Source organism: Escherichia sp. 20412-1 (assembly GCF_003027595.1).
In the GTDB taxonomy this organism is placed as follows: Bacteria; Pseudomonadota; Gammaproteobacteria; order Enterobacterales; family Enterobacteriaceae; genus Escherichia; species Escherichia marmotae.
On the sequence record NZ_PYQM01000010.1, the window covers coordinates 39,434 to 53,297 of the forward strand.

A 13,864-nucleotide genomic window follows, 5' to 3' on the forward strand; every position below is an offset into this window, starting at 1 on the left:
GCCCGCCAGCCTTAAGTTAAACGTCGGCGGTCAGAAACGATGGCAACCAGAGAAACCGCTTTCTGTGCCTGTTCCAGCACTTCGCTGTAGGGCGCTCTGGAATCAATCTCAAGAATTTTTGTGCCGTTATAGCCAATCTTCGACATGACACCGATTTTGTCCTGCAACTCGGCATAGTCATGGTCAGGCTTGCGGGAGATAGCAGTATCAATATCAATACCCAGACGAATGATTAATTCCGGGCGGTATTGCGCCATTTGTTGGTATAACTGCCGCTCACGCTGCGCCAGGAACATGTTGATTTTCCCGGCCGCACGTTCGACGCCAATCCCAGGACCGTCATAATAGAAACCGGAAATTTCAGCCTGCGGAAAGCGATCGCTGACCACCAGAACACCACTTTGCGCCAGTCGCTGAACTTTGCGCAGATTTGCCATTCTTCGCAGCGAAAAGCCGTACATAATCGCCGCCGCCCAAAGCGCCGGAGATTGGGTTTTCATACTTTGGGTTTTGGAGGATTTTGCCGCCAGTCTCCGCTCCAGCCAGACACCAACAAACGGTAAGCGTTTAATTTTGTCGCCGTCTTCGCCCGATAGCAGCCCCAGATAGCGGCGCTCGGTTTGCCAGTGCTGTTGCAGTGATTTCACCAGATCGGTGGTCAGCGTGGATTTCCCCGTGCCATCACACCCGACCACCGCAATCAGCCCTGGAATGTAGTTGGGCTGCGGCGCAGTTGTGCTATTAGCAGTTTGCGTGTGTAGTGCATCCATTCGTTAAATTATCCCTTATCCATTTTGGTGATCAGGAAAGCGCGGCGTGAATTGAGCGTAGTGACACTTGCAGGACTTCATCGGCGGGTTGCCGCCCATCCAGTTCAAGGATCTTTGCGCCATTGAACGTCAGTTGTGGCGTGACGGCGATTTTTTCCTGTAACGCCGCCAGTTGATGGTCGGGCTTACGCGAAAACGCCGTCTGTTCATCAATAGCAAGACGAATCAATAACACAGGTAAATAAGACGCCATCCACTGGTATAGTTTCAGTTCGCGCTGCCTTAACATTTTTATCCAGCCGTTACCGCCAGTAGTTTTTGCCAGTTGCGGGCCATCAAAGCGAAAACCCGGCACTTCAACCTGCGGGTAGCGATCTGTAATGAGCAGATAGCCTTGCTGGCTTTTGCGCAACATTTTGCGAAACTTGTACGCCCGCCAGCAAGAAAGCAAATAAATAACCAGCGCGGTAATATTACCGGGCGGCGTTGAAGGCTTTTCATGCACATGTGCCGCTTTGCCTCGCAAATAACGGCCAAAAGGTGCACCAATAATGGGGAGCTGTGAAATCCACTCACCAATTCGCCCGGACGATTGCCCGAGATAAATGTGTTCTGTTGGCATTTTTGCTGCCAGTTCATTCACCAGGCTTGCCGTGAGGGTCGATTTACCCGAACCATCACATCCCACAATGGCAATAACGCGCACTGGCGTGGAATTAATTATTGACATATTACGTTGATTCACGAAAAACCCGGCAGCAAATAATGTATTGAATATTACGTGGCCCGTGCTCAGAATATCCGTTCAACCTTATTGTGACAATGGTTAATTGTGGTATTACCCTGAATTACGCTTTCATAAAAACATATTAACCAAATAAATATTTTGGGTGGGTATTTAAATTTAAGGATATATTCATGCAATCAATAACCCCTCCGTTAATTGCCGTTATCGGCAGTGATGGTTCAGGCAAGTCAACGGTGTGTGAACATCTCATTACCGTTGTCGAAAAATATGGTGCCGCAGAAAGAGTTCATCTCGGGAAACAAGCAGGGAATGTGGGGCGAGCAGTAGTCAAATTGCCCTTAATGGGGAAATCACTTAATAAATCTATTGAACGCAATAAAGTGAAAACGGCGAAAAAATTACCGGGTCCCGTTCCGGCGCTGGTAATTACAGCATTTGTCGCCCGTCGCTTACTACGCTTTCGCCATATGCTTGCCTGTCGTCGTCGCGGGTTAATTGTTTTAACCGACCGTTATCCGCAAGACCAAATTCCTGGCGCTTACGATGGTACGGTATTCCCGCCTAACGTTGAAGGCGGTCGTTTTGTCTCATGGCTGGCAAGTCAGGAACGTAAGGCGTTTCACTGGATGGCGAGCCATAAGCCTGATCTGGTCATCAAACTCAATGTCGATCTGGACGTTGCCTGCGCGCGTAAACCCGACCACAAAAGGGAATCGCTGGAAAGGAAGATAGCCATAACGCCGCAGTTAACCTTTGGCGGTGCACAACTGGTTGATATCGATGCCAATCAGCCGCTGGAGCAGGTGCTGATTGATGCGGAAAAAGCGATTAGGGATTTTATGACGGCACGAGGTTATCACTAGTCAGAAGTGATAATGCCCGATCGCAGGGAGCGGGCATTATCAGGAAGGTTAAATAAGCTGCAATGCTATCCAGTACAGACTACCAGACAGAAAAATTGCCGCCGGTAAGGTAAACACCCAGGCCATCAGGATACTGGTTACCGTTTTACGCTGTAACCCACCGCCATCCACTACCATCGTCCCCGCCACCGCAGAAGAGAGTACGTGCGTTGTGGAAACAGGCATACCGATGTAACTGGCAAGACCGATAGACACTGCCGCCGTCATTTGCGCCGCCATGCCTTGCGCATACGTCATGCCACGCTTACCAATTTTCTCACCGATGGTCATCGCCACACGACGCCAGCCAATCATGGTGCCGATACCGAGCGCCAGTGCTACCGCCATGATAATCCACACCGGAGCGTACTCAATGGTGCTTAACATATCGCTGCGCAGTTTTTTCAGTAGGTTCTGGTCTTCTTTGCTAACGCCTGGCAGTTTCGCCAGTTTCGCGGAAGTATCAGAGATGCAAAGCATAATGCGCCGCAACTGACTGCGTTGACTTACGTTTAACGGCTCGTAGCTTTCCATATTGCCCGGCAGCATCGTTTTGACACGAGCAATCGCATCAAAAGTATTTGCTGGATGACAGTGGAACTCCGTCGCTTGCGTGCCTTCAGTTGATGCCGCAGGCAACGGGGGTTCCATCGCAATCAATTTCTGCGGCAGTTCCGGATGCTGTTGCAGATAGTGTTCGAAGTTGGTCACTGCATCGCGAGTACGGGTAATTTCATAGCCGGAAGCATTCATATTGACGACAAACCCGGCGGGCGCAATTCCCACCAGAACCAGCATCACCAGGCCGATCCCTTTCTGTCCGTCGTTCGCGCCGTGCGAAAACGCTACGCCCGCAGCGGAAACAATCAGTGCAATGCGCGTCCAGAATGGCGGCTTACGTTTACCTTTTTTCTTTTTGCGATCTTCAGGAATGCGGTGAATACGGTCACGCTTTTTCGTTCCGCTCCAGAAACGGCGCAGCAGGAAAATCAGCCCTCCCGCAATGACAAGACCGACGATAGGGGAGACAATCAGCGAGGAGAAAATCTTGGTCACTTCACGCAGGTTTAACGCATCCATCACCGATGAGCCGGTTAACAGCGCGTTGGTTAAACCAATGCCGATAATAGCGCCAATCAAGGTGTGCGAACTGGAGGCCGGTAAACCAAAGAACCATGTTCCCAGATTCCAGATAATCGCCGCCAGCAGCATGGAAAAGACCATCGCCAGACCATGAGTTGACCCCATATTCAGCAACAAATCGGTTGGCAACATATGGACGATGGCATAGGCGACGCTAAGTCCGCCAAGCAATACACCAAAAAAGTTAAAAAATGCTGCCATCACCACAGCAAGTTGTGGCTGCATGGCACGGGTATAAATAACGGTTGCGACCGCATTCGCTGTGTCATGAAAACCATTAATTGCTTCATAGAACAACACAAACGCCAGAGCAAGTAATAACAAAAGCCCCGTATATACATCAAGGCCAACAAATAAATTTAGCATATATTAGATTACGCCATTTTGAATTTACGAACGAACGCATTATCAGTGACTTTAATGGCATGGGCAAAGTGAAATATCGCTTTTTAGTGATAAAAACAATGTTATTTCTTTAGGATCAGGGAATAAGTCACCATTCAGAAATCACGGAAAGAATTCATGACAAAGAATTTCAACCCCTAATATATTTATATTATGAATTTATTAATCTAAATAAATCCACCCGATAAATGTTTTGATTATTACACAAACAATTTTCCGCACTGGTTATTTCCATAATCAGTGCGGTTTATGGCAAAGTTTATTACTCTTTCACCACAATTAACGGTTCAATATCACTCTCTTTCTTGATGACCAGTGATTCATCTCCGCGCAAGCAAGTCCCACCGTAGTTACCGCCAACAGTAAAGGTACATACCTGAATGTATTTACCGTCCACTTTTGGCAGACACCACAACTGCTGGTAAATGTTTTTCTGCTCGGCAAATTTACCGCTGGTTTTGTCCAACACCTCTTCATGATGGCTGACGAGGTCGATATTGCTGCCACAGCGACCGGCAATCGGCTTCACGGCGTAACCGGTTTTCACCAGCTCATCATTAACGGTGAAATCGGTATCCAGCAGGTAGCGATGGTGCGGGAACAACGACCAGAGGATCGGCAGAATCGCTTTGTTGCCAGGGATCACCGTCCACAGCGGCTCAAAGACCAGTACTTCCGGACGCAGCAGAACGTCTATCAGGCGCACTTCATTTTGCGGATGGCCGGTACGGATCGGCACCGCAGCAAACTCACGGTCGCTGACTTCGCGAATCTGATCAAACGCGGTTTCCCATGCCCAGGTTTTCCACACGCAGTTAACCAGTCGCCCTTCCCCATCAATCAGTTGCCCGGCAGCATCCCAGCGCAGCTCGTCTAACCCGCGCAAGATACGCGTTTCAAAGCCCGCCTGTTGCAGCGCCTGCTCCATAAACTGCGCGTGATAGTTCTCCTCGATATCTTTGTCCTGCATGATATGGACAAACGGACGTGCACGACTGTGTTTCCAGGCTCCAGCCAGTTCGTTAATTAGCCCTTCAGCCGGATTGAAGCCGTTGCCTTTATAGCCTTGCTCCGCCCAACGTTCGAGGATCAAGCCCGCTTCAGTATGACAGGAGGCAGAATCGGCGTTGTATTCATAGACTTTCAGGCCGCGCTCATCCATGCAGAAATCCATACGACCGGTGATCATATGGTGACGGCGACGCTGCCAGGAGAGACGCAAACGCGGCCAGAGGATTTTCGGAATGTCGAACAGCGCCAGCAGATTGTCATCTTTCAGCACCTTGTCGGTGGCGTGGAGATACATCAGGTGCAGCTCGTTGGTGGCTTTAATCAGCTCCTGCTCGGCACTCTCGGTAATGGTGTAATAATGATACGGATCCTGATTGATCACTTGACCGTTCGCCTGCACGTAGGCGTTTTGTAGCGGATCTTTTTCATCCAGCCATTTGCCGTCAAACTGGCCTTTGTTTTCCAGCCGCGCCCCGCTGATTTTCAACAAATCACCTGCAATTTCCGGCTGCGGTAAACTGTGTTCGGTATCTTCTGTCTGGATCATCCAGCCCAGGATGGTGGTGTCATCGAAGGTGTCTTTCAGGGTATAGCAGCCGTTTTCGACCACCATTTCCAGCTCACGCGTCCACTGTTGCCCTTGCGGCAATGGAGAATGAATCACGTTCTGTTCCGCAATACGGACTTTATTGCCGCGTAATTGGGTAATGATGGCGACATGGCCGGTGTCTTTAAATTCACCGCCCTTATCCCAAATAAGAAGCGCTCCTGCGACCGGCGCACGCGGCGAGCCGTTAGGAAATGCCTGCAATGGCAGGATGTTGTCGTTAACCACTTCACGCAGGAAGCGCAATGAGAAAATCTCCCACGCCATGCCCACATCGGTGAAGACCACACCGTAATTCAAAAAGAGAAAACGGCGAGCAAATTCAACACATTGCCATTTGTGGCCCATATATTCATCGTCGATATAGCTACGGAATACGGCGTCATCTTCGTATTCCTGCGGATCGAGAGAACTGTAATCTGAAGAGTAGATTGCTACACCACCGGGGGCGTAGCCCAATAATGTCCCGAACGGGGCATCCTGGCTGGTCGTTCCTTTGCTCATCACTTTACCTTTAACAATACAACCTAAGCAGTTGGCGTAATTGTTGTGCTCTGATTACCTGCTCAGCGACATTAACCGGACAGAGGTCTGACTTATCATACACCTCAACGCAGCGGCTGGTGCAAAGGGTTAAAAAATTCACAATCTGTACAGCAAGCGAGCTGCTACACTGCTTCAACACTACCACTCAGAAGGCAATTCAGTATGACAGACAATACTTATCAGCCCGCGAAAGTCTGGACGTGGGATAAATCTGCTGGCGGCGCGTTCGCCAATATCAATCGCCCGGTTTCTGGTCCGACGCATGAAAAAACGCTGCCTGTTGGCAAGCACCCGTTGCAACTTTATTCGCTGGGTACGCCAAACGGTCAGAAAGTAACGATTATGCTCGAAGAGCTGCTGGCGCTGGGCGTCACCGGCGCAGAGTACGATGCCTGGCTGATTCGCATTGGCGATGGCGATCAATTCTCCAGCGGTTTTGTCGAAGTGAACCCGAACTCAAAAATCCCGGCACTGCGCGATCATACGCATAATCCGCCGATCCGCGTGTTTGAGTCAGGTTCGATTCTGCTTTATCTGGCGGAGAAATTTGGCTACTTCCTGCCGCAGGATCTGGCGAAGCGCACTGAAACGTTGAACTGGCTGTTCTGGTTACAGGGTGCTGCGCCGTTCCTCGGTGGTGGTTTTGGTCACTTTTACCATTACGCGCCGGTGAAAATTGAGTACGCCATTAACCGCTTTACTATGGAAGCCAAGCGTCTGCTCGACGTGCTGGATAAGCAACTGGCGCAGCATAAGTTTGTGGCGGGCGATGAGTACACCATTGCTGATATGGCAATCTGGCCGTGGTTTGGCAACGTGGTGTTAGGCGGCGTGTATGATGCCGCAGAGTTTCTTGATGCGGGTAGTTATAAACACGTGCAACGCTGGGCGAAAGAAGTGGGTGAACGTCCGGCGGTGAAGCGTGGGCGTATTGTTAACCGCACCAACGGACCGCTGAATGAGCAGTTGCATGAGCGCCATGACGCCAGTGATTTCGAGACAAATACAGAAGATAAGCGTCAGGGGTAATGGTTAGCGTTCGTCGCAGCAAGCCCTCCAGACCGATATAGGCCGGATAAGGCGTTCACGCCGCATCCAGCAATCAGGCAATCAGGCACAATGCCTGATGCGACGCTCGCGCGTCTTATCAGGCCTACGAAAGCATCCGACTTTAATTATCACGCGCTGGTAATGTCGTAATCCATATTGCGCAGCGCGTCTAATGTGGCTTTGGCTTCATCTTCATCGATGATGCTCATGGCAAACCCGACGTGCACCAGCACCCACTGGCCCAGCAAATCAGCCGGATTGCCTTCGCAAATCAGGGCGATATTCACGTCGCGCTTGATGCCACAAACTTCAACCTGCGCAAGTTGGTGAATATCTTCACCGACGGCCAGCACCTGGCCAGGAACGCCAATACACATTGTTAACTCCGGTTATTCAACTTCAATACTTTTGACGATCAGCGAATCGCCGGTATCGACACGCAACCGCTCGCCATGACAGAGCGGACACTGCGCATCGTGCTGATGAATCTCCACTACCTGGCTGCAATCCCAGCACCAGGCCTGGGCGGGTTTATAGACGATATGTAAATCGCACCCTTGCGCCACCGTTCCCTGGCAGACAATTTCAAAACTAAAACGAACCGCGCTCTCCTCAACGCAGGAGAGCGCGCCAATTTCCAGCCACACGGCGGTGACGCGCTTAACATCGTGCTGCTCCGTCTGCCGTTGGATAATTTCAACGGCGCTCTGGCAAAGCGACAACTCATGCATTTTCATCACTCCTGCGGCCAAACAGCAGGGCGCGACGCCCTGCGTGTGGCACATCCGGATTCGTGACTGGCAGCGAAAGGATCATTCGCGCGCAGTCATCCGTCAGGCGTTTGCCCTCTTCAATCGACATGCTGTGCGAAAGCGGCGACATCAGCGAGCAAGAGAGGTATTGCGAAACACCGTCCAGTTCGCCAACGGTAAAGGTCATAGTGCCATAAGGCAGTTGCAGACCGATCTTCTCACTCACTTTGCGCAGCGGCCAGAGTTGATCCGGACCGGGGAAGATCACTGCACTCAGCATCCACGGGGTGATCACACACCCCGTCCACTGACCTTCGAACAGCGTAAAATCGGAAACATACACCGGCATGGAAGGATGCAGAAACGAGAGGTCGTGCATCGAACGCCGGGCAATTTCTTCAAACGCTACCTGTACTTGCGCCTTTGGGGAGGTCTGGAAACCAGCAATCTCCTCAGTCATGTGCTGCCTCCCGCGGGATGGCTTCCACGCCTGATTCGCGCAGCGCAGCCAGAACCTGCTCAAGCGCAGGTTCAATCATTGCTTCGACCGTCGGCGTTAAACCGATGTGCGGCTCCAGCGATTCCGGGATCACGCCGACCAGAGTCAGCTTTTTCGGAAACTCGCCGGTGAAGCGCAGGGCCGACAATACGTCGGCCAGGCCAAGCTGATGCGGAGAGATTTTGTTGGTAAACAACGCCGGAACTTCTTCGTCCCGCAGGATCATCATCGTTCCCGGCGCGTTCTTTTTCGACACAATGGCATCGGCAATGATCAGATGATCGCGATTTGCCATGTCGCCAAGCAGTTCCATTCCCGCCGTGCCGCCATCGAGGATCTCAACATAATCCGGCAGAATGTATCGTTGCTCTAACGCTTCAACAATCCGCACGCCGATGGCTTCATCGGTCAGCAAAATATTGCCGACCCCTAAGACTAAAATACGCATTACAGAACCTTCACTGAAACCACTTCGTTGCCGTCGGCATCCACTACGTGAACCGCACAGGCCATGCACGGGTCGAAGGAGTGAATGGTACGCACCACTTCCAGCGGTTTATTCGGATCGGCAATCGGTGTACCCACCAGCGACTGTTCATACGGACCGACGTCATCATTGAAGTTACGCGGGCCAGAGTTCCAGGTGGATGGAACGACCGCCTGGTAGTTGCTGATGATACCGTCTTTAATCACCATCCAATGGGAGAGCATACCGCGCGGCGCTTCAAGGAAGCCAACGCCTTTGAACTCGCCCGTTGCCGGAATGTTCGGCTTCACGAACGTGGTGTGGTCGCCTTTGCCGATATTAGTGATCAGTGCACTGTATTGATTTTGCAGGATATCCTGCAATTCGCAGCAGTGAACGGTACGACCAATAATACGCCCCAGCGTGGAGTGCAGTTGCGCCACTTCCAGCGTGTTGCCCGTCAGTTTCTGATAAATCGCAACGATTTCATTCAGTTTGTTCTGGGTAGACTCGCGTCCTGCCGCCAGTTTCACCAGCATGTTTGCCAGCGGACCCACTTCTACCGTTTTGCCGTAGAAAGTCGGTGATTTCACCCAGGAGTATTTACCGTCGTCAGACCAACCGTCGTAAGCCGGAATGGTTGTGCCTTCCCACGGTGCCTGCGGTGCTTCGTCTTTATACCAGGAGTGTTTCGCGCTTTCCTGAATCCCTTTGATCAGGTATTCATCGGAATGGGAAGTAATCGGACGATACGAGGACAAATCCGCGTTTTCGATATATCCGCCAGGGAACAGGAAGCTACCGTTTTTGCTGTCGGTCGGGAATTCCGGCACACTCAGGTAGTTCACCGCACCTTTACCGCGCTCCAGCCATTCCGGATAAAACGCCGCGATAACGGCAGTATCAACCTTATAAACCTGCTCAACAAAGTCGCTCAGCTTGTCGATGAAGGACTTGATGTACATCAGGCGCTCAAGGTTCAGTACGCCCAGACCGTCGAGGTTGATCGGGTTAGCGACCCCACCTACCGCCAGGTTCTGAATGTGCGGCGTTTTACCGCCCAGCAGCGCCACCACTCGGTTTGCGTCACGCTGGCACTCCAGCGCCTGTAAGTAGTGCGCTACCGCAATCAGGTTCACTTCCGGCGGCAGTTTCATCGCCGGGTGCCCCCAGTAGCCATTGGCGAAAATACCCAACTGACCGCTGGCAACCAGATCTTTGATCTTGTTCTGAACTTTGGTGAACTCTTCCGGGCTGTTCAGGTGCCAGGTCGAAACACCTTTCAACATTTCAGAAGCTTTGGTCGGATCAGCTTGCAGTGCAGAAGTGATGTCCACCCAGTCCAGCGCAGAGAGCTGATAGAAATGGACGATATGGTCATGCGTGGTATGCGCAGCCAGAATAATGTTACGGATGTATTGCGCGTTAACCGGAACGTCAATGTTCAGCGCACTCTCTGCCGCACGAACAGAAGAGAGCGCGTGAGTGGTGGTACATACGCCACAGATACGTTGCACAATCATCCAGGCATCGCGCGGATCGCGGTTTTTCACGATCTCTTCCATGCCGCGCCACATGGTTCCGGAAGCCCATGCTTTCGAAACGACGCCATTTTCGATTTCGCAATCGATGCGTAAATGCCCTTCAATACGGGTTACCGGATCAATAGTAATTCTCTGGCTCATGCTTTGCTCGCCTCATGACGATTATGATCGTTTTGTTTTAAAGGAGGAAGTATCGGCAGTAGACGAATGAGTACGATGTAAGCGCAAATCTCAATAGCCACAAAACCAATAGAAATCAACAGTTCTTCCCACGTCGGGAAGTAGGCGTAACCGCCGCCCGGGTTGAATGCCACCAGCGAATAGGTCAGACGCCAGGTTGCACAACCTAACAGTGCGCTCAGTGCCGACAGGAACAGCATACGTGAATCATTACGCAGCTTCGCCACACGCAGAACGACCAGCGGGAAGAGCATCAGCAGGACTTCAATCCAGAACATGACGGAGTAGAAGTCACCGGCAAACGCTAACGACAGCTTGTCGCGATAGATTAACTCGCCAAAGCGCAGCACGATGAAAATCGCCAGCAGCACGCTGATGGTGTTGGTCAACTTGACGAACAGGCTCTTCTCATCCGGCCCGTTGCCACGCAGACCCGCCTGCACCAACGAACCTTCAAAGATGACTATCGAGAAGCCCATTATGAACGCCGTCAGCAGCGAGAACAGCGGCAACATTTCATAGCTCTGCCACAGCGGATGCACTTTGTAGCCCGCCGAGATCATCAGTGATCCCATGGAAGACTGGTGCATAGTCGGCAGCAGCGCGCCAAGCGCGATGATAAAGAACATCACCTTATTCAAACGCTTGAGCGATACCTTCCAGCCCAGACGTTCAAACAATGCAGGAGCAAACTCCAGAGCCATCACACCGATGTAGATGGTCATACAAACCGCCGTCTCGAACAGTACCGAGTTCACGTTGAAGTGACCCGGAATGTAGAAGTACGGCAGGTTCCAGTAACGACCGACGTCGATGGTAATCGACAAGCCACCCAGTGAGTAACCGAACAAACTTGCCAACAGCGCCGGACGCACCAGCGGATGGTATTGTCCACGGTTAAAGACGTATACCGCCCACGCCAGCGCCCAGCCGCCACAGGCAAAACCGGTGCCGATCAACAGGTCAAACGCAATCCACACGCCCCACGGGAAGCCGCCATTCAGGTCGGAGACAGAGCCCAGACCGAACACCAGACGCTTCACAATCAGGAGCATACAAATGACGATTAACGGTCCAAAAATCATGACCGGTTTACTGATGATTTTGCCGCCCAGCGGTTGTGGATCATGACTCATGATCGTCTCCTCCGTCGTGATGGTCGTTTTTGGTGTTGCGACGAACCAGCACGGTTAAGCCCGCCAGCACAGCCAGTGGTAGCATCATGCCTTTATACAGGGTGTGTTGAATATTTTCGGAACGCGCACCGGTAGAAAGATCGTCCAGTTTCGGCAAGTCGAGATTTTCATAAGGAACCCCCGTCAGTACCAGAACCTGAGTACCGCCGCCCTCTTTCTCGCCGTACAGATGCGGATAATATTTCGGCACTGTGTGCAGGTAAGTGTCGCCAGATTTCAACGTCTGACGCGGATAGTGGTATTCGCTGCCAGGCTTCAGCGCCAGGCGTTTTTTCGCCTCAGCCATCAGCTCTTCACGCGTACCAAAAATCACCGCGCCCGCCGGACACACTTCTACGCAGCCAGGTAGACCGCCTTTATCGAGACGCTCCACACCTTTCTGGTTACACAGCTCACACTTATGCAGCGCACCAAACGGGTTGTTGTAGTCGTACTTCGGCACATTGTACGGGCAGGCGACCATGCAGTAACGGCAGCCGGTGCACACGTCTTTGTCGTAATGGACAATGCCGGTTTTCGGATCTTTTTTCAGCGCAGAAACCGGACACACGGAGACACAGTTCGGATCGACGCAGTGCATACACTGTTTCTTAATGTACGCATAGCCATTCTCTTCCTGGTCTTTGTTGACGCCAGTGCCGCTGGTCCACACCTGGATGATGTTATTGGTGTACGGCGACAGTTTGTCGTTGTTCGACCACGTCTGTTCCCCTTGCGGGTTACGTTCCGGGAAGTTGATATCCTGACACTTAGTCACACAAGCCTGGCAGCCTACGCACAAGGTCGAGTCATACAACATTCCCAGCGATCCCGGAATTGGCGGGCGGTTTTCAGCAGCCGCATGGCTGACAGACGGCAATGCGCCCGTCAGCAATGCCCCGCAGGAGGCTGCTTTAATAAAATTACGTCTGTTCACGGTTATTCTCCCCGTGAGTCAGCGTTATCTTTCTTTTGCTGACGACCCAGTTCACGCACCGCCATCACGCTGACACCGGCAACCAGCCCAACCACACCGCCAAGCAAACCGATAGCGCCCGCAGAAACGTTGCCGCCCTCTTTAGCGTTAACGTCCGGTTTCTGTGAACGCGGCGTCTGGTTTTCGACGTTGGCAAGCTGATGGATGCCTTTATGGAAGCCGATACCTTCTTCGTTACAGCCGTAGCACGGGTGACCAATCGCCACCGGCCATACACCGCCAACGTCGCAGAATTGCAGTGTGGAGCAGTTACCGTAAGTTTCCGGCCCTTTACAGCCGAGGTGGTACAGGCACCAGCCTTCGCGATGGCCATCATCACCAAACTCTTTGGCGAAACGACCAGCATCGAAGTGCGGGCGACGTTCGCAATGTTCGTGAATCAGACGCCCATAGGCGAAGGTCGGACGGTTTTTGTTATCCAGCTTCGGCGGTTTACCGTAAGTGATGATGTGCGCAACGGTCGCAAGGAAGTTGTGCGGGTTCGGCGGGCAGCCTGGAATGTTGATAACGGTTTTGCCCGGCAGAACTTCTTGCAGGCTGACCGCACCGGTTGGGTTAACCCCAGCAGCGGCGACACCGCCCCACGCGGAGCAGGAACCGATAGCGATAATTGCGGCAGCACCTTCTGCCGCTTTGCGGATGTGATCCACAATCGGCTCACCGGCGACCATGCAGTAAATACCGTTATCTTTTAATGGGATGGAACCATCCACAACCAACACATACTGCCCTTTGTATTTCTCGAGCGCGTTATGTTTGTTCTCTTCAACCTGATGGCCGAAAGCGGCGGAGAGCACTTCGTGATATTCCAGAGAGATAGTCTCCAGCACGAGGTTTTCTACCGTTGGATGCGTTGCACGAAGCAGAGATTCCGTACAACCAGTACATTCCTGCGCGCCAATCCAGATAACCGGCGGGCGCTGCGGGTTAGTGACCGATTCGGCCATCTCTGCGGCGGCTTTGCTACTCAACCCCATGGTGGCGGCTAATGCTGCACAAAGCTTCATGAAATCACGGCGATTAATGCCGTGAGAATGGATGAGGGTGTTATCTCCAGTCATTTATAGTT

At 52.0% G+C, this 13,864-nt stretch carries 14 protein-coding genes; 2 read left to right on the forward strand and 12 right to left on the reverse strand.

Annotated elements, in window-relative coordinates:
- Positions 1–11: 11 nt before the first annotated feature.
- Entirely contained in the window at positions 12–770 is a 759-nt protein-coding gene (locus C7B16_RS09465; RefSeq protein WP_000339328.1) for a hypothetical protein, read from the reverse strand.
- 31 nt (positions 771–801) lie between these two features.
- Complete coding sequence (locus C7B16_RS09470; protein WP_072274938.1) at positions 802–1,515, reverse strand: dTMP kinase; 714 nt, start codon at positions 1,513–1,515, stop codon at positions 802–804.
- A 173-nt stretch (positions 1,516–1,688) separates the two neighbouring features.
- On the opposite strand from C7B16_RS09470, the gene C7B16_RS09475 reads away from it, so the two are divergent.
- Positions 1,689–2,381, forward strand: a complete 693-nt coding sequence (locus C7B16_RS09475; RefSeq protein WP_016249209.1) for a dTMP kinase — start codon at positions 1,689–1,691, stop codon at positions 2,379–2,381.
- A gap of 48 nt (positions 2,382–2,429) precedes the next feature.
- On the opposite strand, the gene pitB is transcribed toward C7B16_RS09475, so the two are convergent.
- Positions 2,430–3,929 carry an inorganic phosphate transporter PitB gene (gene pitB, locus C7B16_RS09480; protein WP_000933317.1) on the reverse strand — a complete coding sequence of 500 codons (1,500 nt, stop codon included), beginning with the start codon at positions 3,927–3,929 and terminating at the stop codon, positions 2,430–2,432.
- 301 nt (positions 3,930–4,230) lie between these two features.
- Positions 4,231–6,090, reverse strand: a complete 1,860-nt coding sequence (gss, locus tag C7B16_RS09490) for a bifunctional glutathionylspermidine amidase/synthase (protein ID WP_001517098.1) — start codon at positions 6,088–6,090, stop codon at positions 4,231–4,233.
- 204 nt (positions 6,091–6,294) lie between these two features.
- On the opposite strand from gss, the gene yghU reads away from it, so the two are divergent.
- A complete protein-coding gene (yghU, locus tag C7B16_RS09495; protein ID WP_000131798.1) occupies positions 6,295–7,161 on the forward strand; it encodes a glutathione-dependent disulfide-bond oxidoreductase in 867 nt (288 codons plus the stop codon).
- 149 nt (positions 7,162–7,310) lie between these two features.
- On the opposite strand, the gene hybG is transcribed toward yghU, so the two are convergent.
- The 8 genes from hybG to hybO are packed head-to-tail and all read right to left on the reverse strand — an operon-like array spanning position 7,311 to position 13,856.
- Positions 7,311–7,559 (reverse strand): hydrogenase maturation factor HybG, encoded by a 249-nt coding sequence (hybG, locus tag C7B16_RS09500; RefSeq protein WP_000334894.1) that lies wholly within the window; start codon positions 7,557–7,559, stop codon positions 7,311–7,313.
- 12 nt (positions 7,560–7,571) lie between these two features.
- On the reverse strand, positions 7,572–7,913 hold the full coding sequence (gene hypA, locus C7B16_RS09505; RefSeq protein ID WP_107179601.1) for a hydrogenase maturation nickel metallochaperone HypA: 342 nt from the start codon (positions 7,911–7,913) through the stop codon (positions 7,572–7,574).
- Positions 7,906–8,394: a hydrogenase-2 assembly chaperone gene (gene hybE / locus C7B16_RS09510; RefSeq protein ID WP_016262550.1), complete on the reverse strand. Its 489-nt coding sequence runs from the start codon at positions 8,392–8,394 to the stop codon at positions 7,906–7,908. Before hybE ends, hypA begins: the two co-directional genes overlap by 8 nt.
- A complete protein-coding gene (locus C7B16_RS09515) occupies positions 8,387–8,881 on the reverse strand; it encodes a HyaD/HybD family hydrogenase maturation endopeptidase (RefSeq protein ID WP_001221938.1) in 495 nt (164 codons plus the stop codon). Before C7B16_RS09515 ends, hybE begins: the two co-directional genes overlap by 8 nt.
- On the reverse strand, positions 8,881–10,584 hold the full coding sequence (hybC, locus tag C7B16_RS09520; RefSeq protein WP_000083056.1) for a hydrogenase 2 large subunit: 1,704 nt from the start codon (positions 10,582–10,584) through the stop codon (positions 8,881–8,883). Before hybC ends, C7B16_RS09515 begins: the two co-directional genes overlap by 1 nt.
- The gene (gene hybB / locus C7B16_RS09525; protein WP_000017694.1) at positions 10,581–11,759 is read right to left on the reverse strand and encodes a Ni/Fe-hydrogenase cytochrome b subunit; all 1,179 of its coding nucleotides are present in this window, start codon (positions 11,757–11,759) and stop codon (positions 10,581–10,583) included. The genes hybC and hybB overlap by 4 nt, the downstream gene beginning before the upstream one ends.
- Positions 11,749–12,735, reverse strand: coding sequence for a hydrogenase 2 operon protein HybA (gene hybA / locus C7B16_RS09530; RefSeq protein ID WP_001081870.1), 987 nt, complete (start codon positions 12,733–12,735; stop codon positions 11,749–11,751). Before hybA ends, hybB begins: the two co-directional genes overlap by 11 nt.
- A 2-nt stretch (positions 12,736–12,737) precedes the next feature.
- Entirely contained in the window at positions 12,738–13,856 is a 1,119-nt protein-coding gene (gene hybO / locus C7B16_RS09535) for a hydrogenase 2 small subunit (protein WP_000145417.1), read from the reverse strand.
- Between the last annotated feature and the right edge of the window lie 8 nt (positions 13,857–13,864).

What these genes read in the sequence shown, in the direction of transcription:
- C7B16_RS09465 (WP_000339328.1), bottom strand. Translation starts at nt 770, where the DNA reads ATGGATGCACTACACACGCAAACTGCTAATAGCACAACTGCGCCGCAG.
- C7B16_RS09475 (WP_016249209.1), top strand. Translation starts at nt 1,689, where the DNA reads ATGCAATCAATAACCCCTCCGTTAATTGCCGTTATCGGCAGTGATGGT.
- pitB (WP_000933317.1), bottom strand. Translation starts at nt 3,929, where the DNA reads ATGCTAAATTTATTTGTTGGCCTTGATGTATATACGGGGCTTTTGTTA.
- gss (WP_001517098.1), bottom strand. Translation starts at nt 6,090, where the DNA reads ATGAGCAAAGGAACGACCAGCCAGGATGCCCCGTTCGGGACATTATTG.
- yghU (WP_000131798.1), top strand. Translation starts at nt 6,295, where the DNA reads ATGACAGACAATACTTATCAGCCCGCGAAAGTCTGGACGTGGGATAAA.
- hybG (WP_000334894.1), bottom strand. Translation starts at nt 7,559, where the DNA reads ATGTGTATTGGCGTTCCTGGCCAGGTGCTGGCCGTCGGTGAAGATATT.
- hypA (WP_107179601.1), bottom strand. Translation starts at nt 7,913, where the DNA reads ATGCATGAGTTGTCGCTTTGCCAGAGCGCCGTTGAAATTATCCAACGG.
- hybE (WP_016262550.1), bottom strand. Translation starts at nt 8,394, where the DNA reads ATGACTGAGGAGATTGCTGGTTTCCAGACCTCCCCAAAGGCGCAAGTA.
- C7B16_RS09515 (WP_001221938.1), bottom strand. Translation starts at nt 8,881, where the DNA reads ATGCGTATTTTAGTCTTAGGGGTCGGCAATATTTTGCTGACCGATGAA.
- hybC (WP_000083056.1), bottom strand. Translation starts at nt 10,584, where the DNA reads ATGAGCCAGAGAATTACTATTGATCCGGTAACCCGTATTGAAGGGCAT.
- hybB (WP_000017694.1), bottom strand. Translation starts at nt 11,759, where the DNA reads ATGAGTCATGATCCACAACCGCTGGGCGGCAAAATCATCAGTAAACCG.
- hybO (WP_000145417.1), bottom strand. Translation starts at nt 13,856, where the DNA reads ATGACTGGAGATAACACCCTCATCCATTCTCACGGCATTAATCGCCGT.